We start from the raw sequence: 20,503 nt of genomic DNA, 5'->3' as shown, positions 1-20,503 counted from the left end.
GGCACGTCGCTGAGGAAGCCCGACGGCGGTCCTCGACTGGATCTGAGGTGAGGACCGGCGTCGTGGTTCAGCTAGCCCCGGGCGTCCCGGGTGCTGAACCTGAATCCCGCAAAGGCGACAAGGCCAGCTGTCCAGGTGAAAGTTACTATCGCAGCGGAGAGAGTACCCAGGTCCGCGTCCGGGTAGGACCCCGTAACCAAGCCTGGGTCGAACAGCAGGACCCCGGCCACGGTGGGTAGATAGGCAAAAACCGGAGTCAGCAGGAGCAACATCAACGACAGTTGTGACACCACAATGAGCGCAAACAGAGGTATCAGCGTCTGCTTGAGCAAGATACCCAGTGCGAACCCTATGAGGGCTATGGCATCCCAGAAAGCTATGGCACCAACCCAGCGGAGAATAAGGCTTGCCGGAACGGTCCCGTTGATGACGGAAAGTTCGTCGAGACCAGATTGGGAAAGCAGGCTCAACAGCGGGATGGTCACGACTCCCAGCAGCGTGACGAACACTGTCAAGGCAGTGCACTTCGCCAGGTACAGGCGCTCGCGGTTCGGCACGGCCACCAGGCTGGTCCGCAGTTGGCCCGACACGTACTCGCTCGACGCGGAAATGACGCCAATAACAATAATTCCAATCAGCCCCAGGGCAACCCAGTCGAAGCCGACCGTCTCCGGACTCGCGCCAGGGGCAAGCCCGGGGTCATTGGTTCGGAGCGCATCCCCAACCGGCCTCGCCTGGGACCACCCGACGAGAACCACGATGAGCCACGTCAGGGCCCCGGTGATCCACAGGGATCTTAGAGTGATGAGTTTCGTGAGTTCGGCACGGAACAGGCTGGCTTTACTGGCGGTGGCCACGAGTGAGCTCATGCGGCGTTTCCTTTAGCCGCGTTGCCGGTCCAATCGAAATAGGCGGCCTCGAGGTCATCGTGACCGGCAACCAGCTCATTGACGTTTCCGGACTGAACAATGCGGCCACCGGAAATGACGACGATGTGGTCAGCGACGTGCTGGACCTCATTGATGAGATGGCTGGAAATAAGGACAGTCTTGCCGTTGGCGGCGAGGGTCCTCAGGAGCCCTCGGATCCAGCGGATACCTTCGGGATCCAATCCGTTGGTCGGCTCATCGAGAACAATAATGCGCGGATCGCCCAGGAGTGCCGCGGCAATTCCGAGTCTCTGACCCATACCCAGGGAGTATGCTCCCACGCGCTTCCGGGCGGCGTCCGAAAGTCCGACGAGCTCCAGAACTTCACCGATCCTCGAGTGCGGAATGCCGTTGGATTGAGCCATCCAAGTGAGATGGGCCTTGCCCGTCCGGCCCTTGTGGGCTCCAGAGCCATCGAACTGAGCTCCCACCGTCCAGAGAGGGGCGGTGAGGTCCCGGTAGGGTTTTCCTTCGATGAGAGCGGAACCCCTGTCCGCCCGATCGAGGCCTAGAAGCAGCCGAAAAGTTGTTGACTTGCCGGCGCCGTTCGGACCGAGGAAGGCGGTGACCTTCCCGGGCTCGGCTGTCAGCGAGACGTCGATGATTCCGTCCGACTGCCCGTATTTCTTGCTCAAATTCTTGATCTCGATCATTGCCTGATCTCCTTGGTAGTCGATGTCACTTAGCGGCGAACTGGTTGGCGACGAAACAGAATATGAGCAGCGATCAGCGCCGCGACCACCCAAACCGCGACGACCAATCCGCCCGTGGCAGGTCCCAAGTCGCCTGGCGTAGGAGGTGGCAGTTGATAGAGCTGGGCGCCCGCCTGATCCGGCAGAAACCTGGCGAGGGGGGTGATGTTCACCAAGTAGGTGGAGACAATGAGGGCCATCGCCAAGACCGTGCCCATGGCCGCCAATCCGCTGCGCAGTACCACCGACAAGGCGTAGGTGAACAGGGCGATGAGTATCCAGTAAAGGACCACGCCCCAAAGGATTCCTGATGCCGCTTGCGGAGTCGCTGCTATCTGGCTGCTTTCGGCAGTGCAGTCGATGACTACGCAACGCATCCCAGCCGACCCAAACACACTCAGAACAGCCGTGATGAAAACGGCAGCGACGATCACGATTGCTTTGGCCGCCAACACGACAGTTCGCTGCGGGAGGCTGATCAAGGTGCTCCGAAGGGACCCGCTGTCCGATTCCTGGTGCATCGACCATGCCGCAAGAAGGATTACCCCTATTTGCCCATAGTGAAGGATGACCAGAAAGGCGGTGCCTCCCTCAAGGCCAGCTGCCTCTTCCGGTCTCCCTGCCTTATGGGCAGCGTCGATCAGGTTGGTCAGTATCCAGGAAAGAAGCACCGTGAGCAGCACCGTTCCTGCCATGGTGTTGAGGCAAAGACGCAGTGTCAGCAGCTTGGTTGTTTCGGCCCTGACGGCGCGGATCATGGTGGTTCGCGATCCCGGGTGCACGTCGAAGGTCGCTTTGGAAGATACTGGCATGACTCAAGTCAATCCGGCCCAGCACCGCTTGTCTGTCTGCAGGTGTCGACAGTCGTGGCACCCGCTTAGATCGTCGAAAGGCCCACCAGGCCGCCTTCGTACGCGATGACAACGAGCTGGGCTCTGTCCCGTGCGTCCAGTTTCGTAAGTATTCGACTCACGTAAGTCCGCACAGTGGTTCGCGTGAGAAACAGGGCGGCTGCTATCTCGTTGTTGGAGGCGCCTTGTCCGATGAGCGTCAAGGTCTCGCGTTCGCGGACGGTCAGTTCGCTGATGCGGTCGTGTACGGCCGGGCGAAGGGTGAAGCGGTCTATGAGGCGGCGGGTGATCTCCGGGGCGAGGAGGGCGTTTCCTTCATGGGCGGTACGGATTGCCTTGAGGATGTCGGGCAGCGGCGCATTCTTGAGGAGAAAGCCGGAGGCGCCCTGGCGGAGTGCTTGGTAGACGTAGTCGTCCATATCGAAGGTGGTCAGCATGACCAGCCGGGTGCGGGACTTTCGGGAGGCCAGAATGCCTGCAGCTTCAAGGCCCGTCATTCGTGGCATTCGAACATCCATGAGCGCCACATCGGGTTGGTGCTCCAGTATGGACTCCACGGCATCTGCGCCGTCCACAGCCACGGCAGACACCGCCATGTCCGGCTCATCGTCGATCAAGAGGCGCAGCGATGTCCTGATGTGAGCATCGTCGTCTGCGATGAGGACACTGATCTCATTCATCGGGTCTGCACCCTCCCTGCAGTTCCCGGCAGTGACACAGCCACGCGGTATCCACGGGTATCCCGTCCTGCCTCAAGGGTTCCGCCCAAAAGCTGAGCCCGTTCACGCATTCCTGTGAGTCCGTGACCGTTTTTGGAAGCCAAAGCCGCCCCTGGACCGTCGTCGAGGACGCTGATTTTCAGGCCGCCGCCCTCAGTCCTGATGGTGATCTGGCAGATTCCTGCTCCGGAATGACGGATCACGTTTGTCAGGGCTTCCTGAATGATTCGATACGCGGTGGTTCGTTGCGCGGCCGGAAGGTCGTGGGCACTTTCGTCGGCGTCGATCACGACAGATATGCCGGCCCGTATGGCCGACTGTGACAGCTCCTGCACCAGTTCCGGAAGGCTTCCCGGAGGAGCGTCATCAGCCGTTTCACTACGTTCCTCGCGCATCAAGACCTGCAGTTGGCCCAAGGCATCACGAGCGTCTGACTCGATGCCCTGCAGCGCAGATCGAAGATCGTCGGTGGTGGACGACTTTACATGGGCGACGACGCCGGCCCTCACGCCAATACCTCCCAGGGTGTGGGACAGAACGTCGTGGACGTCCCGGGCGAGGCGAAGCCTTTCCTGCGCCCGGGCATTGCGCTCGGTTTCATAGCGCATGCGTTGGGTGCGGATGCCCAGGACCCACGCTGCCCCGATGATGACAGCGCCCAGGATGATTCCCCGGATGCGGGCTTCGGCACCCTCGGCGGAGACCAGAAGCAAGGACGTGAACAGAAGAATTTCCAGCCCGATCAGCCATGCAGGAAAGAGGCGCGTCCCGAATCGCTCTGCGGCAACATAGAGGCAGAGCCCTGTCACCAGGAAAGGATCCTCTGTCATTCCCAAGCTCCAGCCCACCGCCGTCACAACTCCGGTCCACGCGGCAGCAAGCGAGGGAAACCTTGACCGAAGGCAGAGTCCGAGGACAACGAGGCCCCCCAGAGCCAGTTGGAACAGCCTGCCTGGTGATTCCGGTGGAACCACGGTGATCCAAAGCCCCGCAACCACGATGAGGCCGACCAGACCGTTCAGCAGAACGGGAATGAGCGATTCGCGGACCACGGAGGGGCGAACGTTTTCTGGATCAGCGCTTTGCGTCGTGCTCGGGTGTCGTTGCTTCATAGGCCATCTCATTTGTCAGGAATTGGTTCTGAGCGAGTTCCCGATAAAGAGACGAGGTCTGCATCAATTCTGTGTGGGTACCGCTTGCCACGACCTTGCCTTCATCGAGCACCAGGATCAAGTCCGAGCTTTGCACGGTGGCGAGGCGGTGGGCAACGATGACCAAAGTGCACCCCGAGGTTACGTCGGCGATGAGCTCCCTCACCTTTTCCTCACTGACCCCGTCCAGGTTGGAGGTTGATTCGTCCAGAAGAAGCATTGAAGGGTTTGCGAGCAGGGCTCGGGCCACAGCAATTCGCTGCCGTTCTCCTCCGGAGAGGAGCACAGCTCCTTCACCGACTTCCGCGTCGAGGCCAAGTTCTGACCTCTGAAGGACAGCTGTGAGATTCAGCCGTTCAAGAATGGCCATCATGTCCTCGTCGGAGGCATCCGGACTCCCTATGTTCAGGTTGTCCCGGAGGGTCCCGGCAACAGCGGGTGCGTCCTGCTCGACATAGGCGATGTTGGCCCGGACCGCCGACCTGGCTACTTGGTCAACGTCGGTTCCGCCAAACAGGATTTGCCCATCGGAAGCATCGTAAAAGCGGGCGATAAGATTCAGGATGGTGCTCTTGCCTGCCCCGGATGGGCCGACGATTGCAACCCGCTGTCGGGATTTGATCTGGAATGAGACATCGCTCAACGTTGACCGCCGACTTGACCCTTCTGTCTCCTCGGAAGGATGGTCGTACTCAAAGCTCACACCACGGAAAACCAGACTGGAATCTCTGATGGTGGGGACCACGTTGCCCACAACGACAGGTGCGTCTTGTTCGGTGGGGAGCTGCAGGATCTCGTTAATGCGCGCCACGCCTCCGAGAGCTTCCCCTATCGCACTCACGGTTCCGAACAGTTGTCCGAGGGGCATGATAAGGAGGAACAGGAAGAGAATGAACGAAACGAGGTCCGCCACAGTCAATTCGCCCGATGCCACTCTGAGCCCGCCGACTCCGATAACGGCGAGGAAGGTCACTTGCATAGCGATGGAGGAAATCGGGGAAACCAAGGCTGTGATGGCCGCAACGCGTAATCCTATGGTCCAGACGCCGTTCGCGTCTTCCTTAACGCGTTGGGATTCACGTGTACTTGCGTTGGCTGCTCGCACAGTTCGTGTCGCTCGGATGGCGCGGTCCATGGAGGATGAGAGTTTCCCCAGGGCAGTTTGTACGCCGAGGCTGGCGCGTTCGATGTAGGAGGTGACCCAAACGACTGCTGCGACCGAGGCCAGGGCGGCTCCAAGGGCAATGATCACCAGAACGGGGTCCAGGAAGAGCATTGCCACGAGGGCGCCGATGATGGTGAAAACACCTGCGAAGGATTCCACAAAGCCTTGGCTGAGCATGTTGCGGATCACTGTGGTGTCTGTCGTGACACGTGCGACGAGATCGCCTACGCGGCGCTGGTCCAATGTGGGAACCGGAAGGTGAAGAATGTGGTCGATGAGGTTGTGGCGTGACATCCTAATGGCCGTCTCGGCGGTGCGCTGGATCAGGTACTGCCTGATGCCACCAAGAACTCCCCCCACAAGGATGAGCCCGCCAACAAGCCACGGCAGGAGTTCCAAGGGCTTGGAAGCGCTGACTCGGTCGATCACTTCACGGACCAGCAAAGGTTGTGCCAAGGAAAGCGCAGATCCCAGAAGGCTGAGGAGCACGATGAGGACAACGAGTCGGCGTTGAAAGGCTACGTGGCGGAACAGTTCAGTAAGCCCGGCGCGTCGAGAGGTATTGGCTGTGGTCTTCATTTGTTACTCGCTTCTCCGGGCTGAGCCACGGTGAGGACGGGGACGTAGCTGCGGATGCGATGGGGCTCGTCGATCGGCACCCCGTCCACTTCAATCCATGCATGGGCAGCGAATGGCTCAAGTTGGTATCCCGTTTTCCATCCCGGAGAGTGACCTTCCATCCGGCACAGCATGAAGGCTGCGATCGACCGCTGCAGGCACCCCTCGCCGGCGCAGCGGGCGCTAACGGCGCATACGGCTGCCCTCATAAGGCGCGCTTGATGGGCCCTGGTGGAACGATGTGAATGTGCGATGCCCTGGAGAACTGACTGAAGAAGCGTCGGCGGCAGCAAGGTCATGACCCAGGCGACGCCGACTACCGCGTGTGTCCGCAACCGAAACAGCCCCTGTGGCATAACGGTCGGCTGTGGACTAATGGGGAGGCTCATGGGCTGACTCTCCGGATAATTCCGGACTTCTGTAGCTCACCAATCAATGCGTGGACGTCCTGACGCACACGGTGGTGGTCAACTCCGTAGGATTCAGAGATTTTGTCAACGACGTCACCCACATCGAGTTTTTGCTCGATTGCGGCCATGACGTCGGCTGCTGTGGCGTTTCCACGCCAGTAAGCGCCGCCACGGGCGTCGAAGACTGTTACTCCGTCATCATCAACGTTGAAGGTAATTTTCCGTGAAGGTTGGAATATGTCTGTAGCTTCGATGGTGCGGGTTGTCTTCTTCCTCATTGAATGGCCCTTACCCATCTCTCGACACCGGCGAGTTGTTCGATTTCAAAGAGTTCGTCCGTGCTGACTGCCGGCATGCTCAAGGCGTCGCGCACAGCGTCTGCGTTGATATGACCCATGTCGACCAAATAGCTTTCGTCGAAAAGGCGGGACAGGTCGTGTCGACGCTTCTTGTACTCGGTGAACAGGTCGGAACTGTATTCACCCTTGTCTTCGCGGGTAAACAACCATCGGGGGACAACAGGCTCCGTCGCCCGCGCCAGGAGTGGTTTGTTGTCGCGGGTTCCAATGAGGATGTCTGTAGGCAGACTCAGAATGAGACGGACTACCGCATCATCCAAGTAGGGCGCCTCCCAAGCGACGCCGAGGTGTTCGTAGGCATGGCCCACTTGCCGCACAACTTCGCCTTGAAACATGATTGCCTCGGTCATCTGATGCCTGAAGCGGTCCTTATGGTGTGGCCGGACTCCCTGTTTGAGAGCATCCTTCACTTTCTGCACGACTACCTCCCGGGTTTCTGCTGTGGCAAATTTGGAGAGGCCGAATCCGGGAGCCCAGGAGAAGGCCTCCGCGGGCCCCACGATGTTCCCCGCTGGGGTGTCAATACGCCGTAGCATCTCGGTTTCAAAGTTGGCGTTGGATCCGACCGCTCGGGCTACGGCCAGCGTCGACCACCGCTGCATTTTGCCTAAGCGGCGAATTATCCGGAGACCGGCTTTCCACGATGAACCCCTGAGGAGATCGAGGGCTGTGGCGGGAAGTGGATCAAACAATTCGTCGCCGCCAACGCCCGTCAGGTGAGCCTTGACCCCACGTCGGGAGGCGTCAGTGAGCAGTAATCCAAGGTGCTTGGAATTCCCGGCCCATGCCAGTGGACCGTCATCGAGGCCCTGGATGTTCTGATCGAATTCGCTGAACGCGCCCGACGTGGCGGTCAGTGACTCCAGTTCGGTGAATTGCCCGCGTAATTCCGATGCTGCTCGACGCGCGAACTGGCTATCCCGGTTATGGGGATCGTCCGTGCCCGCATGGTAGTAGATGCTTTCTTCCTGAAGTGAATCCAGAATGTAGGCCAGGCTGGTGGAATCCATGCCGCCGGATACATCAGCGCTCAGATTCCCGTAGGACTGGATTCGGCGTTCCATGGACCGCGTCAGCTCAGCCAGCAGCAGTTTAGCCGCCTCGGATATATCCAGGTGGGGGTGGTCCGCCGCAACTGCCTGATCCAGCACCTTGGGACGCCCATTGTCATAGGTCAGCGTGGAGCCTGGTTTCACTGCATTGATTCCTTCCCAGAACGGAAGGTGGCGCAGGAAGCCAGGCAAATTTGTGCAGAGTGCCAGGCGGACCCTGCTGTCATCGAGCTTGCTGTGGGCAATCTGCCGCAGTGCTCCCTGGGACGTCGAGGCAATCGGCACTCCGCTGACGTCGGTCCAGTACAGCGCCTCTGCAGTTGAGATTGATCCGGTGGTCGCGCGTGCGTAGCCCGGGCTTGCGCCATGGTCATCACGGAAATGATGGTTGGAGACAGCGGAATCGCTCACTTGACGTTCACTGAGCCTGGAATCGAGGATGGTGACATCGGCGCTGGACGGCAACGCCGTTGATCCGTCGACCAATCCCGAGGCACTGCCCCTGTTGGCTAAGAAAAGTTGTGGCATTGAGTCCTGGCACCTGACGTGTGATGGAGCGAATGAAAGCCTGATGCAGAGCGGGAGCCTCGTCACGATGACGAGGCTCCCGCTCGTACCTCTGTGCTGCTATCAGCCGATGTCGACCTTAACGAATGCCCGACCGCCGAAGATGTCGCGCCAGCGCCCGAACCAAACACCGTTTGTCACTTCACGGAACGAACCCACCCGCGCTACACGCGGAGCAGAATAGTTGCTTTTCATCATCATCCCTCCTCCCTAGGTGATAATTACACGGCTACTTTGCCGGTTGTAACTCGAGTATCACTTCTGGTCGAGAACGTGACAAGAGCCATCAAAAGCTTTCTTAAAGTTGTTTTAGTTTCTAATTCTGTTATGTCATACTGGCGGGGCGGATGCTGTGGTCCCAGCCATGGCAAGATTGCTGATGCGCTTCCCAAAAGTCATTATCTGGCACTTGTGAACGCTGTATACCTGCTGAGCCTATTTGCAGATAGTTATGCGTCAAAACTCAATACGGTATTCAAATAATTTCAACTCAAAAATGGGGGTTTTTGGGAAATTGGATAGACTCAATATTTCTATTGGTTACGCCAGGGAAAGCACGTTTGGGCCGTCCCTTGCTGATCAGGTCCAAGTGCTCAAGGCAGCCGGAGCAGTGGATGTCTATGAGGAGCGTGCAACCGGGGCCACTGAACTCAGGGGGCAGTGGGAGGCCTGCTTCGAGGCGCTCAAGCCGGGGGACTCGCTGCTCGTGAGTGACTTGACGCGGCTGGGGCGCAGTACCTCGGACTTGGTGGGCATCATTGCGCTGCTGGCCGAGCGGAGCGTGAGCTTCCGGGTAGTGGCGGAACCGTGGTTGGATACCGGAGGCCAGCACGGTCGTGTGATCCTTGGGTTGTTCGAATCCATAGCGAAGTATGAACGCAGCAGGTTGTCCGAGCGAACCACGGTGGGGCTCGCGGCAGCCCGGGCCCGTGGGCGCCTTGGCGGGCGGCCACCGGCGATGACCCCCCACAAACTGGAAGCGGCGCGGAACCTCAGGAGCAAGAAGATGACTCTCAGCGAGATTGCTGACACCTTGGGAGTCAGTACGTCCACAGTCGCAAGAGCACTGAGCGGTCCCCTCTAGGCCGCTGCGGATTGGCAGGCTTAGTACCCCAGTTGCTCGCGCAACGACGTGAGTTGGTGCGACGACTCCACTGCCTGCTCGTGATCCACGGAGACCAGAACGTGGCTCAGCACGATCGATGGCAGCGCTTCCGTGGTCCTGCCCGTTGGCGTGTGTGGGGCGAGAGTGACGGCGTCGGAGAGATCGTGGGCATCCGAATCCGGCTCGTCCGTCAGTGGAACTGTGGACGCACCTACTGAGCGGGCGTGCTTGAGGACGACTTCGACGTCGACAGTTACTCGCCCCGGAGCGAAGACCACCACGACGCCCTGGCTCCTAAGCTGGAGCAAATAATCCCCCTACTTCCCCTTCTTGCCGCCCCGCTTAGCCGCAGCATTCATCGCCGACTTCACCGCAGGCGGCAGCCCCGCCGTCTCGGTCTCCGGCTCAGCGACGGTCCCGCGCCAGCGCGCCAGACCCTTCATGCCGTGGTAGATCACCAGGGCAGCAGCGGAACCGAGTGCAATGCCCGTGAACTTCAGCTCGCCAATGGTCCACGTGTAGTCCGCGATGCCGATAATCAGAGCCACAGCGGCCGTCGTCAGGTTGATCGGGTTGGAGAAGTTGACCTTGTTCTGCACCCAGATTTTCACGCCGAGCACGCCGATCATGCCGTAGAGCATGGTCGCGGCACCGCCCAGGACGCCGGGCGGGACGGTCGCGATCAGTTCGCCGAATTTCGGCGAGAAGCTCAGCAAAATGGCGAAAATACCGGCCACCCAGTAGGCCGCCGTCGAGTAGACCTTGGTGGCGGCCATGACGCCGATGTTTTCCGCGTAGGTCGTGGTTCCGGAACCGCCGCCGAACCCGGCAAGTACCGTCGCGGCGCCGTCGGCCATCAGCGCGCGGCCGGAGACGCCGTCGAGGTTCTGGCCGGTCATCGCGGCCACAGACTTCACGTGCCCCACGTTCTCAGCGACGAGCACCAGCACCACCGGCACGAACAATCCCACCACGCCGATATGGAACTCGGGCGTCTGGAAGAGCGGCAGGCCAACCCACGCGGCGGCGTCCATCTTTTCGTAAGAAACCTCGCCACGCATCATCGCCACGAGGTACCCCACCACAACACCCACCAGAATGCTCAAGCGTCCCAGGATCCCCCTGAACAGAACAGAGACCAGAATGATCGTGACCAGCGTGATCAGCGCGGTGACGGGAGCGGCATCGAAGTTCGACTTGGCAGCCGGCGCCAGGTTCAGGCCGATCAGTGCCACGATGGCACCGGTGACAATCGGCGGCATGAGCCGGTTGATCCATTCGGCGCCAAACTTCTGGACCACCGCACCAATAAGCGCCAGTACGACGCCGGCAAGCACCACGCCGCCCAAGGCGCCACTGACGCCGTACTGCTGCTGGGAGGCCATGATCGGGGCGATGAACGCGAAGCTCGACCCCAGGTAGCTGGGCACGCGGCCCTTGGTGATGACGAGGAACAGCAGGGTGCCGATGCCAGAGAAGAGGAGGGTGGTGGCCGGCGGCATGCCCGTGATGATGGGGACCAGGAAGGTGGCGCCGAACATGGCCACCACGTGCTGCATGCCGATGCCGATGGTCAAAGGCCAGGCGAGCCGCTCGTCGGGTGCCACCACGTGGCCGGGGCGAATGGACTTGCCGTTGCCGTGGAGCTTCCATTTCATGCCGAGCATGCTCATGGCGGGCCTTCCTCAGAAAAGTGTTGGGATTCGGTGCAACATTACCGCCATTGCGAGGCCCGCTCTACGCGCCTCGCGCGCTGAATTCAGCGCAAAACGGGCCTCACAACGCAAGGAAACGACACGCGGAGTCACCCTGTGTGCCCAACGTCACGGGCCGTCACGGGAAGAGGACAACGGAAGTTGAAGTTGCAACCATGGAAAGCAGAAGTGCCCGGCCGCCCGTAAGGCCAGGGCCCAGCGAAAGGTTTACGAATGACGATCGCCCACGAAGAAGCAGTCATTGACGCCGCAGCAGTCGACGCCATTTTTGCCGAAGCCCGTACCGCCAACAGCTTCGCCGGTGAGGTCACCGACGAGCAGGCCCGCGCCATCTACGAGCTCACCAAGTTCGGCCCCACCGCCTTCAACTCCCAGCCGCTCCGCGTGACCTACGTCCGCTCGGACGATGCCCGCGCCAAGCTGGTGGACACTCTCTCCAACGGCAATAAGGCCAAGACCGCCTCCGCGCCGCTGGTCGCCGTCCTCTCTTACGACACTGACTGGCAGGGTCAGTGGGACAAGTTCCTGCCCGCCTACGGCGCACCGAAGGCAATGTACGACGCCGATCCCGCTTTCGCCGCTGCTACGGGCAACAACAACGCCCACCTTCAGGCCGGCTACTTCATCCTTGCGGTGCGTTCACTCGGTTTCGCTGCTGGCCCGATGACCGGCGCTGACTTCTCCGCCATCGACGCGGAGTTCTTCCCTGCCGGTGACCAGAAGAGCTTCCTGGTGGTCAACATCGGCCAGCCTGGCCCCGATGCCTGGGGTGAAGCAAAGCCGAAGTTCGCTTACGACGACGTCGTTCGCACCGTCTAAGACCTGACAAAAAACGCCCGCTCACACGTATGTGAGCGGGCGTTTTGCGTTCTCGAGGTCAGGCAGCTTCGTCGAAGTCGTCGATCCCCGCAGCTTCCGCATTCCGGCGCCGTTGCACACGGGACGGAACAACGAGCGCAGCAAGGAGCGCCAGCACGCCAACCCCGGCGGATACCCAGAAGCCGATGGTGAACGCATCGTCCGAAGGCGCGCCCTGCGGGGTGATGTTTGAGGAGATGAGCGCGGCAATGACAGCCGTACCAATGCTGCTGCCGATGGTGCGCAGCACGGTGTTGGCACTGATGGCCTCGCCGGTCTGGGTCGCAGGAACACTCTCGACAATCGCGTTGGATGTCGCGGCCAGTGCCATGCCTATGCCGATGCCGGTGAGGATGCCCGAGACCACGATCTGCCACTCTTCACCGTGTCCCAATGCCGGAATCACGAAGGCGATGGTGACGGCCACAGCTCCGAGGATCATCGGAATCTTGGGCCCCACCTTGCGGATGAGGGCGCCGGCAATGACGCCGGAGATCACCATTGCGACGACGGTCGGCAGCAGGTAGATACCGGCTTCGCTGACGGTCTTGCCGAATCCGTAGCCAAGGACGGTGGGTAGCTGGAGAATTGTGGGAACCAGGACGAAGGTTCCAAACATTGCGAAGCCAAAGGCCAGTGCCACGATGTGCGCGGTCCACACGCCACGGTTACGGAACAGTCGCACGTCAATCAGCGGTTCTGCCACGCGCAATTCCACGAACACGAACACAATCAGGGCGATGCCGCCGCCGATGAGCAGGCTGATGGTCTTGCCGTCGCCCCATCCCCAGGTCTGGCCTTCGCTGATGGCGAGCAATACGGCTACAAGGCCGACGGAAAGAATGCCGGTGCCCAGGAGATCGAGCTTGCCGGGGGTTTTGACGGGAGATTCGGGCATTCCGAAGATAGCTCCGAGGAGGGCGATCAGTACGAGCCCGGCCGGTAACCAGAACAGCCAGTGCCAGGACAGGGCCTCAACAATCGGACCAGCAGCGACAATTCCAACACCGGCGCCGATGCCGAAGATCGCGGACAGCAGGCCGATGGTGACGCTGACGCGTTCCTTCGGGAGTTCATCGCGAACGATGCCGATGGATAGCGGCATAACTGCACCCGCCGCGCCTTGAAGCACGCGGCCAATGATCAGGACCGTCAGGTTGGGTGCAATGGCCGCGAGTACCGCGCCGACCAGAAGAAGGGAGAGCACGACGATCAGGACCTTGCGCTTGCCCACCATGTCGCCGAGGCGCCCAAGGATCGGAGTCAGCACCGAAGCGGAGAGCAGGTAAGCCGTCAGCACCCAGCTTGCGTCGCTTGTTGCTACGCCAAGGTCCTTCCCGATGGTGCCCAGGGCGGGTGCGACCAAGGACTGCAGGACCGCGAATGAAAGGCCGCCGAGGGAGAGATAGGCGATGATCGCCGTGCCGCGTTTGCGGTGAGCCTCCGTACCCGGTGCCGGTGCGCTTGTCGGGCGCTCAATGGTGCTGGACATGGTTCTCCTCGGCATGTAAACGATTGATTACTTAGAGCGTAAGTCAATTTAGTTACCTATGTCAACAATCGTTTACTTGCAGGTTTGCCGGGCTAGAGTGGGGGAGTGGGCAACGAAGTACAGGAACCAAAAGATCTCGACGGCGGGGCAGCGTTGGCGGACGACGAATTGATTCGTTCGGGTCGGGACGCGGACGTCACGCGGCGGGCGCTGGTTCGCGCCGCCCGCAGGCGCTTCGCAACCGAGGGCTATCGCGCCACCACTGTTCGCCATATCGCAGCGGATGCGGGCGTCAACGTAGCCCTCATCAACCGGTATTTCGGCTCCAAAGAGGGCCTCTTCGAAGCGTGTATGAACCGGACGGTGGATGAGCTGGATCCCCAAACCCGGGCTCGCGCGGCCAGCGTCGACGAGGTGATCGCCCGGCTCCTGGCGCACGTCGTCGAAGCCCCCAACGCCGACGACCCCCTGCAGCTCCTGCTCCTGCTGCGTTCATCCGGTGACGAGAACGCCGACGCGATCCGGCGCAGAACCTTGGAGCGCTTCACGGAACAACTCGCCGCAGCAGCAGGTTGGAGTGCTGATGATCCCGCCTCGCAACCGCTTCTCCTTCGGGCCCAAATGGCCATTGCACTGATGCTGGGGTTGGTAATGCTGCGGACGGCCACGGAGGTGCAGCCCCTCGCGTCAGCCTCCGCCGACCAACTCACGGAGCCCCTCGAGCAAGTACTCCGAGTCCTGCTCGACTCCCGAGGTAAGTGAGAGAGCATCCGTGCTTTCCCGACGCTCTCTCACCTATCGGCGCCTTTCCGGAAACGCTCGATCACTTCCGGCGTGTGAATGCGGGCGGAAGCATGAGGGCCAAACCTATTGGCGGAATGCGCCTGGATCTTGATCGTCGTTTCGGCTGGCAATAGTTCGCATAACCAGGCCAACTATCAGGATCACTGCGATCGCGACGACCACGGCCACAAGCAGGCCGAGAATTACCAGGACGTGCCAACCTTCAAGCCTCATCATTTCCCCCCCAGATTCAGATTGCGCTTGCCCCGACCCTATAGGGAAGTGAGAGAGGGTTTGGGATATTGCCGCGGGAGGTGGGAGAGGATCCGGGAATTGGGGCCGGGAGGTGAGAGAGCGATGAAGCCGGGGTGGCAAACTATGCCTATGCGGAACCTCATCTGGGTGGCGTTCACGGAGCCCGTCTCGCCGGGGCTGGTTTTTCCGCGCAGCGACTGGCCGTTGCACATCACGCTGTTAAGGTTCGACGTCGGCACTGAGGTGAGTGCCGACGTCGCCGGTGTCTTGGCGGATCTGGCCGAAGCGCCCGTCAAGGGAGCCCTCGGAACGCAATTAACCGTGGGCGAAGAGGCGGGCTTTGGGCATATGGGGTCGATCCCGGTGAGCCTCATCGACCACAATCCGCTATTGCAGGGACTGCACGAGGAAATCGTGGAGGCGGCGGTTGGTGTCGGAGCAAGGATCGCTACACCGAACTACATCCTTGACCACTATCGGCCACATATCTCACACCACGACGGCAAGAGGCCCAAGTCCGGAGACGCCGTCGTTCTTGACTACATAGCGCTGGTGGACATGGCGCCGGAGGGCGACCACACCATCCGGCGCATCCTCAAGCTCTGGACGCAGCACGCCCAGAGCCACTGAGGAACCTACGCGATAACTCCGTCTACCAGCGCCTTGGCCTCTTCCTGCACCTGCTTCAAGTGGTCCGCGCCCTTGAAGGACTCGGCATAGATCTTGTACACGTCCTCGGTGCCGGAGGGGCGGGCTGCGAACCAGGCGTTCTCGGTGACAACCTTCAGGCCACCGATCGAGGCTCCGTTGCCCGGAGCCTCCGTGAGCTTGGCCGTGATCTCTTCGCCTGCCAAGGACGTAGCGGTGACGTCGGCAGCAGAGAGCTTGCCCAGCTTGGACTTCTGCTCGCGGGTGGCGGCGGCGTCGATGCGGGCGTAAACGGGTGCGCCGAACTGGTCGGTCAGGCCCTTGTAGAGCTGCGATGGAGACTGACCCGTGACGGCGGTGATCTCCGAAGCCAGCAGTGCCAGCAGGATGCCGTCCTTGTCCGTAGTCCACACGCTGCCGTCCAGCTTGTTGAAGGATGCGCCGGCAGACTCTTCGCCGCCGAATGCGCCCTCGCCGGACAACAGCCCGGGCACGAACCACTTGAAGCCAACGGGAACCTCAACCAGCTTCCGGCCCAGGCCGCCGGCAACGCGGTCGATGATGGAGGAGGAAACCAGGGTCTTGCCCACCACGGACTCCGGGTTCCAGCCACTGCGGTTCCGGTACAGGTAGTCGATGGCGACGGCGAGGTAGTGGTTCGGGTTCATCAGCCCACCCACCCCATTAACAAGAGGTGTCACGATGCCGTGCCGGTCGGCGTCGGCGTCGTTGCCCGTGGCGACGTCATAAGCAGTGGTGCCATCGGCGCCCGCGGCCATCCGCTTGATCAGCGAGGCCATTGCCGACGGCGACGAGCAATCCATGCGGATCTTCTCGTCCCAGTCGAGGGTCATGAAGGCCCACTGCGGATCAACGGTGGGGTTCACGACCGTGAGGTTGAGCTGGTGGCGCTCGCCGATCTCGCCCCAGTAGTCCACGGAGGCCCCGCCCATGGGGTCGGCGCCGATGCGGACACCGGCGTTGCGGATCGCGTCCAGGTTGAGAACGGATGGGAGGTCGTCCACGTAGCTGCTGAGGAAGTCGAACTTGCCCGTGGTGTCGGCGGCGAGAGCATCGTTCAAAGGGATGCGCTTGACGCCACGGAGCCCGTTTTCGAGCAGCTGGTTGGCGCGGTCGGCGATCCACCCTGTGGCATCGGTATCGGCCGGTCCACCGTGAGGAGGGTTGTACTTGAAGCCACCGTCGCCTGGCGGGTTGTGGCTGGGAGTGACCACAATGCCGTCGGCCTGGGGAGTGCCGGGCGCGGCTTCGCGGTTGTACTTGAGAATGGCGTGGCTCAGTGCCGGTGTCGGGGTATAGCCGTGGCGTGCATCCACCAGGACGGTCACGCCGTTGGCAGCCAGCACCTCCAAAGCGGAGTTCTGCGCAGGCTCGCTGAGGGCGTGGGTGTCGCGTCCGATGAACAGCGGCCCGGTGATGCCCTGGCGTCCGCGGTATTCAACAATTGCCTGCGTGATCGCAAGGATGTGCGGCTCGTTGAACGACGCTTTCAAGCTGGATCCGCGGTGTCCCGACGTTCCAAACGCCACGCGCTGCGCGGGATCGCCTAAATCCGGAGCTACGTCGAAATACGCGTCCAGCAGGGCTGTGATGTCAACAAGGTCCTGGGGAAGGGCAACTGTGCCCGCTCGGCTAGCCATGGGATCCAGCATGCCAGACCACACGGCCTGCTGACAGGAAATGTCCGGGATCTGGCCCCTGTGACGTTGGAAGGCGGCAGGGCAAGGCATGAACGGGCAAAGCTTCACGTCACGTTCAGGAACGGGTGCTAGCGAAAAGAACGCTCCGACCCGGTTGTCGAAAACCGGGTCGGAGCGAAATTCACTACGAACGGTGCCAAAGCTAAACGGCGGTGTACCCGCCGTCGACCAGGACGTACGAGCCCGTCACGAAGCTGGCTTTGTCGGAGAGGAGGAACGTGGTGACGTTCGCGATCTCCTCCGCCTTGCCCAGCCGGCCCAGCGAGTGCTTGGCCTCAAGACCGTTGATGACTTCCTTCGGTGCAGCTGCCAGCAGGGGAGTATCGATGTAGCCGGGTCCAACCGCGTTGACGCGGAGCCCTTGCGCGCCATATTCGGCCGCCGCGTTCTTTGTCAGGCCCACCACGCCGTGCTTGGCAGCCGTGTAGGCGGCGTTGCCGGGGGCGGCGACAGCTCCATGGATCGAGGCCATGTTCACAATGGCACCTTCGGAAGCACCGGCGGCAAGGATGGCCGGGATCTGATAGCGCATGCCGTAGAGGACGCCGCTCAAGTTGATGGCGATAACCCGGTCCCAGTCCTCGATGTCGACGTCGCCCACAGGTGCGCTGGCCCCGCCGATGCCCGCGTTGTTCACGGCGTAGTTGAGGGCGCCATAGGTCTCCACGGCGAAGTCGACGGCCTTCCTGCTGTCCTCGGCCACAGCTGTGTTGCCCTGGAACGGAACTGCCGTCCCGCCGTCGGCCGTGATTTCATTGGCGACGCGGGTGGCGGCGTCGAGGTTGATGTCAGCAACCACGACGTTGGCGCCGTTCTTTGCGAGGTCCTTGCTGATCGCTTCCCCGAGCCCTGAACCGCCGCCGGTGACGAGCGCGGTCTTGCCTTCGAAGTTACCCATGTTTCCTCCTTCGCGGGACGGATCCCGCTGATTTCTGTGGTGAGCGCTGCTTAAGTCGCTATTCACATAAACCGAGTCAGACTCGGAAAAATTCCATGCTTATGCATGAATCTTTCCGGATGGGTCCTTGTGCCCATGTCTTCAGCCGCGCGCAACCTTATGTGGCACCCCGGACGGCGGTAGTGTTGGGATCAAAGACCAATTTCAGGGGGATTTCCATGTCAGATCAGCCAGCCAAGGGCAACGAGGACAAACCCGCGGGCTACGAACCGCCGCAGTACGTCCCGCCCGCACAGTTCAGCGCACCCGAGTCGGCCGCGCAGAGTGCCCCTGAGCCCGGGGCGCCCGAGCCCGGCGCCCCCGTGCCGCCGCCGTTCGAGCAGGGTGCCAACCCAACGCAGCCGCTCCCGCCGTACGAGCAGAGCGCGTACGGCCAAGACGCTTACACCCAGCCTCAGCCGCCCAGCAGCCAGAGTGCGTACACCCCGGGCGACTACAGCCAGCAGCCGCCGTCGCCGTATGGACAGCCGCCCAGCCCGTACCAGCAGCAGCAGACCCTCGGTCAGCAGCCCTATGGCCAGCAGCCGTACGGTCAGCCCAACCCTTATGGCCAGCCCGCGTACTACGCCATGCAGGCCGAGCCCAAGGGCCTGAGCATCGCCAGCATGTGCTGCGGTATCGCCATCTTTGTTGGCTTCGGGTTCTTCATCCTTCCGCAGATCGCTGCCGTGATCCTCGGACACCTCGCCCTCAAGCGGGAGCCCGCGGGCAAGGGCATGGCGATCGCCGGCCTCGTGATGGGATACATCGGCGTTGCGCTGACGGTGATCTTCGGCATCATCTTCTTCGCAGCCATCGGGGCCTCGTCCACGAGGTTCAACTACTAAGCAACACGCACGACGGCGACCCTTGCGTCAGGTGGGAATCCCACCGAACGCAAGGGTCGCCGTCGTTGTTTGCGTGGTGTCAGGCGCTGTGCGCCGCGTCAGCCGAGCTAGCGAACGCCACCCATCAGCTTCTTGATCGCGGGTGAAGCAGCTGCAAGGCCAATAGCCAGCACCATAGCCACGCCGCCGATGCCCAGGAAGTACGGGAGCTCGTCCTCGGGGTTGTACAGACCGGCAAGGATGCCCGCCAAGGTCGTACCGAGCGAGACCGACAGGAAGAACAACGCCACCATCTGTGTGTGGAAGGCCTGCGGGGCAAGCTTGGTGCTCACCGACAGGCCGATGGGGGACAGGAACAGTTCAGCCAGGGTGAACATGAACAGGATGCCCACCAGCGCCAGCAGCGGGGTCTTGCCGTCGCCGGCCAGCGGGATGAACGCCAGGAATGCCAGGCCCATGATGAACAGGCCGGCCGAGAACTTCAGCGGCGAACTCGGCTGCTTGGAACCGAGCTTGGTCCAGAGGGCAGCCATAACGCCGGCGAAAATGATGATGAACACGGGGTTGATGGACTGGACCCAGGCGGCCGGCATTTCCCAGCCAAACAGGTTGCGGTCCAGCTTCTCCTGCGAGTACACGGCGATGAACGTGAACTGCTGCTGGAACAGTGCCCAGAACGCAGCCGACGCAATGTACAGCGGGATGAAGGCAACCACGCGCTTACGCTCAACACCTGTGACGAGGGGGCTGCGGAAGATCAGGAACAGGTAGATCACGGAGGCGGCGATGGCGGCGTAGGCCATGCTGCGGGCCAGGTTGTTGGCATTGACGAAGCCCGTGCCGAGCAGTACGCCAATGACAATCAGGATGCCCAGGAAGATCAGGCCGTAGCGGGTGCGGTCCTTCGCCGGCAGCGGGTTCGGTACGCGGTGCGCTTCCTCGGGGAGCCTCTTGCGGCCCAGCGAGTAGATGACCAAACCGATCGCCATGCCCACGGCCGCGGCACCGAAGCCGATGTGGAATCCGTAGCTTGTCTGCAGCCAGCCTGTGACCAGCGGGCCGATGAGTCCGCCGATGTTGATGCCCATGTAGAAGATGGAGAAGCCTGCGTCGCGGCGTTCGTCCTTCTCGCCGTACAGAGTTCCCACCAGGGCGGTGGCGTTGGCTTTAAGGCCGCCGGAGCCGATACCTACCAATACCAAACCGGCGATCAGGCCCGGGATTCCCGGAATAAGGGCCAGCGCGATGTGGCCGGCCATGATCATGATGGCCGAGCCGAACAGGACCTTTTCGGAGCCGAAGAGACGGTCGGCGAGCCAGGCGCCGAGGATCGTCGACAGGTAAACGCCACCACCGTATGCACCCACCAAACCAGCGGCGAGGCCCTGGTCAATGGAAAGACCGCCCTGCTCAGCGGTGAAGTACATGTAGTAGAGCAGAATTCCCTGCATGCCGTAGAAGGAGAATCGCTCCCACATTTCCACGGAGAAGAGGCTGGCCAACATCTTTGGGTGGCCGAAGAATGACGTATCGCCCGCTGGCTTTGCGGACTCAGCCATGGTTTGAGGTGTGCTCATTTTCTCAATGCTGGCACTGACTGCGGGCATTGTCACATCGATATATGCCCT

The 20,503-nt window shown here is 61.4% G+C and carries 21 protein-coding genes; 5 read left to right on the top strand and 16 right to left on the bottom strand.

The features are described 5' to 3' along the window. Nucleotides 1–71 precede the first annotated feature (71 nt). The 10 genes from GVL04_RS04360 to GVL04_RS04315 all read right to left on the bottom strand — a co-directional run bounded on the left by GVL04_RS04360 (nucleotide 72) and on the right by GVL04_RS04315 (nucleotide 8,708). Nucleotides 72–869 carry a hypothetical protein gene (locus GVL04_RS04360; RefSeq protein WP_159700125.1) on the bottom strand — a complete coding sequence of 266 codons (798 nt, stop codon included), beginning with the start codon at nucleotides 867–869 and terminating at the stop codon, nucleotides 72–74. Beyond that, a complete protein-coding gene (locus tag GVL04_RS04355; RefSeq protein WP_159700122.1) occupies nucleotides 866–1,582 on the bottom strand; it encodes an ABC transporter ATP-binding protein in 717 nt (238 codons plus the stop codon). Before GVL04_RS04355 ends, GVL04_RS04360 begins: the two co-directional genes overlap by 4 nt. Nucleotides 1,583–1,611: 29 nt before the next feature. After that, the gene (locus GVL04_RS04350; protein WP_159700119.1) at nucleotides 1,612–2,433 is read right to left on the bottom strand and encodes a hypothetical protein; all 822 of its coding nucleotides are present in this window, start codon (nucleotides 2,431–2,433) and stop codon (nucleotides 1,612–1,614) included. 65 nt (nucleotides 2,434–2,498) lie between these two features. Further along, complete coding sequence (locus GVL04_RS04345; RefSeq protein WP_159700116.1) at nucleotides 2,499–3,152, bottom strand: response regulator transcription factor; 654 nt, start codon at nucleotides 3,150–3,152, stop codon at nucleotides 2,499–2,501. Continuing rightward, on the bottom strand, nucleotides 3,149–4,303 hold the full coding sequence (locus tag GVL04_RS04340) for a sensor histidine kinase (protein ID WP_159700113.1): 1,155 nt from the start codon (nucleotides 4,301–4,303) through the stop codon (nucleotides 3,149–3,151). Before GVL04_RS04340 ends, GVL04_RS04345 begins: the two co-directional genes overlap by 4 nt. Beyond that, a complete protein-coding gene (locus tag GVL04_RS04335; RefSeq protein WP_159700110.1) occupies nucleotides 4,266–6,086 on the bottom strand; it encodes an ABC transporter ATP-binding protein in 1,821 nt (606 codons plus the stop codon). The genes GVL04_RS04340 and GVL04_RS04335 overlap by 38 nt, the downstream gene beginning before the upstream one ends. Then, nucleotides 6,083–6,481 carry a lasso peptide biosynthesis B2 protein gene (locus tag GVL04_RS24920; protein WP_369122335.1) on the bottom strand — a complete coding sequence of 133 codons (399 nt, stop codon included), beginning with the start codon at nucleotides 6,479–6,481 and terminating at the stop codon, nucleotides 6,083–6,085. The genes GVL04_RS04335 and GVL04_RS24920 overlap by 4 nt, the downstream gene beginning before the upstream one ends. 29 nt (nucleotides 6,482–6,510) lie before the next feature. Then, a complete protein-coding gene (locus GVL04_RS04325; RefSeq protein ID WP_159700104.1) occupies nucleotides 6,511–6,813 on the bottom strand; it encodes a PqqD family protein in 303 nt (100 codons plus the stop codon). Beyond that, a complete protein-coding gene (locus tag GVL04_RS04320) occupies nucleotides 6,810–8,474 on the bottom strand; it encodes an asparagine synthase-related protein (protein ID WP_159700101.1) in 1,665 nt (554 codons plus the stop codon). Before GVL04_RS04320 ends, GVL04_RS04325 begins: the two co-directional genes overlap by 4 nt. Before the next feature lie 102 nt (nucleotides 8,475–8,576). Beyond that, nucleotides 8,577–8,708: a lasso RiPP family leader peptide-containing protein gene (locus GVL04_RS04315; RefSeq protein ID WP_235036171.1), complete on the bottom strand. Its 132-nt coding sequence runs from the start codon at nucleotides 8,706–8,708 to the stop codon at nucleotides 8,577–8,579. Between the two features lie 301 nt (nucleotides 8,709–9,009). Between GVL04_RS04315 and GVL04_RS04310 the strand changes: the two genes are divergently transcribed. Continuing rightward, the gene (locus tag GVL04_RS04310) at nucleotides 9,010–9,597 is read left to right on the top strand and encodes a recombinase family protein (RefSeq protein WP_327785611.1); all 588 of its coding nucleotides are present in this window, start codon (nucleotides 9,010–9,012) and stop codon (nucleotides 9,595–9,597) included. Between the two features lie 20 nt (nucleotides 9,598–9,617). Here the strand turns inward: GVL04_RS04310 and GVL04_RS04305 are convergent, their stop codons facing one another. Both GVL04_RS04305 and GVL04_RS04300 read right to left on the bottom strand, forming a co-directional pair. After that, on the bottom strand, nucleotides 9,618–9,926 hold the full coding sequence (locus GVL04_RS04305) for a hypothetical protein (protein WP_159700098.1): 309 nt from the start codon (nucleotides 9,924–9,926) through the stop codon (nucleotides 9,618–9,620). A gap of 9 nt (nucleotides 9,927–9,935) precedes the next feature. After that, entirely contained in the window at nucleotides 9,936–11,291 is a 1,356-nt protein-coding gene (locus GVL04_RS04300; RefSeq protein ID WP_159700095.1) for a uracil-xanthine permease family protein, read from the bottom strand. 255 nt (nucleotides 11,292–11,546) lie between these two features. Between GVL04_RS04300 and GVL04_RS04295 the strand changes: the two genes are divergently transcribed. Further along, nucleotides 11,547–12,152 carry a malonic semialdehyde reductase gene (locus GVL04_RS04295; protein WP_159700092.1) on the top strand — a complete coding sequence of 202 codons (606 nt, stop codon included), beginning with the start codon at nucleotides 11,547–11,549 and terminating at the stop codon, nucleotides 12,150–12,152. A 58-nt stretch (nucleotides 12,153–12,210) separates the two neighbouring features. Here the strand turns inward: GVL04_RS04295 and GVL04_RS04290 are convergent, their stop codons facing one another. Beyond that, nucleotides 12,211–13,683 carry an MFS transporter gene (locus GVL04_RS04290; RefSeq protein WP_159700089.1) on the bottom strand — a complete coding sequence of 491 codons (1,473 nt, stop codon included), beginning with the start codon at nucleotides 13,681–13,683 and terminating at the stop codon, nucleotides 12,211–12,213. A gap of 105 nt (nucleotides 13,684–13,788) precedes the next feature. On the opposite strand from GVL04_RS04290, the gene GVL04_RS04285 reads away from it, so the two are divergent. Continuing rightward, nucleotides 13,789–14,445 (top strand): TetR/AcrR family transcriptional regulator, encoded by a 657-nt coding sequence (locus tag GVL04_RS04285; protein WP_200846742.1) that lies wholly within the window; start codon nucleotides 13,789–13,791, stop codon nucleotides 14,443–14,445. A gap of 405 nt (nucleotides 14,446–14,850) precedes the next feature. Beyond that, entirely contained in the window at nucleotides 14,851–15,351 is a 501-nt protein-coding gene (locus GVL04_RS04280; protein ID WP_159700611.1) for a 2'-5' RNA ligase family protein, read from the top strand. A gap of 5 nt (nucleotides 15,352–15,356) precedes the next feature. Here GVL04_RS04280 and pgm read toward each other — a convergent pair whose 3' ends face one another. Together pgm and GVL04_RS04270 are read right to left on the bottom strand one after the other, a co-directional pair. After that, nucleotides 15,357–17,030, bottom strand: a complete 1,674-nt coding sequence (pgm, locus tag GVL04_RS04275; RefSeq protein ID WP_235036153.1) for a phosphoglucomutase (alpha-D-glucose-1,6-bisphosphate-dependent) — start codon at nucleotides 17,028–17,030, stop codon at nucleotides 15,357–15,359. Between the two features lie 202 nt (nucleotides 17,031–17,232). Then, complete coding sequence (locus tag GVL04_RS04270; RefSeq protein WP_159700083.1) at nucleotides 17,233–17,988, bottom strand: SDR family NAD(P)-dependent oxidoreductase; 756 nt, start codon at nucleotides 17,986–17,988, stop codon at nucleotides 17,233–17,235. A gap of 218 nt (nucleotides 17,989–18,206) precedes the next feature. Between GVL04_RS04270 and GVL04_RS04265 the strand changes: the two genes are divergently transcribed. Next, nucleotides 18,207–18,875, top strand: a complete 669-nt coding sequence (locus GVL04_RS04265) for a DUF4190 domain-containing protein (protein ID WP_159700080.1) — start codon at nucleotides 18,207–18,209, stop codon at nucleotides 18,873–18,875. Nucleotides 18,876–18,982: 107 nt separating this feature from the next. On the opposite strand, the gene GVL04_RS04260 is transcribed toward GVL04_RS04265, so the two are convergent. After that, nucleotides 18,983–20,482, bottom strand: a complete 1,500-nt coding sequence (locus GVL04_RS04260; protein WP_159700077.1) for a peptide MFS transporter — start codon at nucleotides 20,480–20,482, stop codon at nucleotides 18,983–18,985. Nucleotides 20,483–20,503 lie beyond the last annotated feature (21 nt).

Origin of the sequence: Arthrobacter sp. 18067 (assembly GCF_902706295.1) — a bacterium.
Lineage (GTDB): Bacteria > Actinomycetota > Actinomycetes > Actinomycetales > Micrococcaceae > Arthrobacter.
The sequence above is the reverse complement of the archived record's forward strand: the minus strand, read 5'-3'. Positions and strand labels throughout refer to the sequence as shown.

Excerpts from the sequence above, each read along its gene's own strand:
- GVL04_RS04300 (WP_159700095.1), bottom strand. The coding sequence starts at position 11,291 with ATGAGCATGCTCGGCATGAAATGGAAGCTCCACGGCAACGGCAAGTCC.
- GVL04_RS04265 (WP_159700080.1), top strand. The coding sequence starts at position 18,207 with ATGTCAGATCAGCCAGCCAAGGGCAACGAGGACAAACCCGCGGGCTAC.
- GVL04_RS04295 (WP_159700092.1), top strand. The coding sequence starts at position 11,547 with ATGACGATCGCCCACGAAGAAGCAGTCATTGACGCCGCAGCAGTCGAC.
- GVL04_RS04315 (WP_235036171.1), bottom strand. The coding sequence starts at position 8,708 with ATGAAAAGCAACTATTCTGCTCCGCGTGTAGCGCGGGTGGGTTCGTTC.
- GVL04_RS04350 (WP_159700119.1), bottom strand. The coding sequence starts at position 2,433 with ATGCCAGTATCTTCCAAAGCGACCTTCGACGTGCACCCGGGATCGCGA.
- GVL04_RS04310 (WP_327785611.1), top strand. The coding sequence starts at position 9,010 with ATGGGGGTTTTTGGGAAATTGGATAGACTCAATATTTCTATTGGTTAC.
- GVL04_RS04270 (WP_159700083.1), bottom strand. The coding sequence starts at position 17,988 with ATGGGTAACTTCGAAGGCAAGACCGCGCTCGTCACCGGCGGCGGTTCA.
- GVL04_RS04345 (WP_159700116.1), bottom strand. The coding sequence starts at position 3,152 with ATGAATGAGATCAGTGTCCTCATCGCAGACGACGATGCTCACATCAGG.
- GVL04_RS04260 (WP_159700077.1), bottom strand. The coding sequence starts at position 20,482 with ATGCCCGCAGTCAGTGCCAGCATTGAGAAAATGAGCACACCTCAAACC.
- GVL04_RS04360 (WP_159700125.1), bottom strand. The coding sequence starts at position 869 with ATGAGCTCACTCGTGGCCACCGCCAGTAAAGCCAGCCTGTTCCGTGCC.
- GVL04_RS24920 (WP_369122335.1), bottom strand. The coding sequence starts at position 6,481 with ATGCCACAGGGGCTGTTTCGGTTGCGGACACACGCGGTAGTCGGCGTC.
- pgm (WP_235036153.1), bottom strand. The coding sequence starts at position 17,030 with ATGGCTAGCCGAGCGGGCACAGTTGCCCTTCCCCAGGACCTTGTTGAC.
- GVL04_RS04355 (WP_159700122.1), bottom strand. The coding sequence starts at position 1,582 with ATGATCGAGATCAAGAATTTGAGCAAGAAATACGGGCAGTCGGACGGA.
- GVL04_RS04320 (WP_159700101.1), bottom strand. The coding sequence starts at position 8,474 with ATGCCACAACTTTTCTTAGCCAACAGGGGCAGTGCCTCGGGATTGGTC.
- GVL04_RS04340 (WP_159700113.1), bottom strand. The coding sequence starts at position 4,303 with ATGAAGCAACGACACCCGAGCACGACGCAAAGCGCTGATCCAGAAAAC.
- GVL04_RS04325 (WP_159700104.1), bottom strand. The coding sequence starts at position 6,813 with ATGAGGAAGAAGACAACCCGCACCATCGAAGCTACAGACATATTCCAA.
- GVL04_RS04290 (WP_159700089.1), bottom strand. The coding sequence starts at position 13,683 with ATGTCCAGCACCATTGAGCGCCCGACAAGCGCACCGGCACCGGGTACG.
- GVL04_RS04335 (WP_159700110.1), bottom strand. The coding sequence starts at position 6,086 with ATGAAGACCACAGCCAATACCTCTCGACGCGCCGGGCTTACTGAACTG.
- GVL04_RS04280 (WP_159700611.1), top strand. The coding sequence starts at position 14,851 with ATGCGGAACCTCATCTGGGTGGCGTTCACGGAGCCCGTCTCGCCGGGG.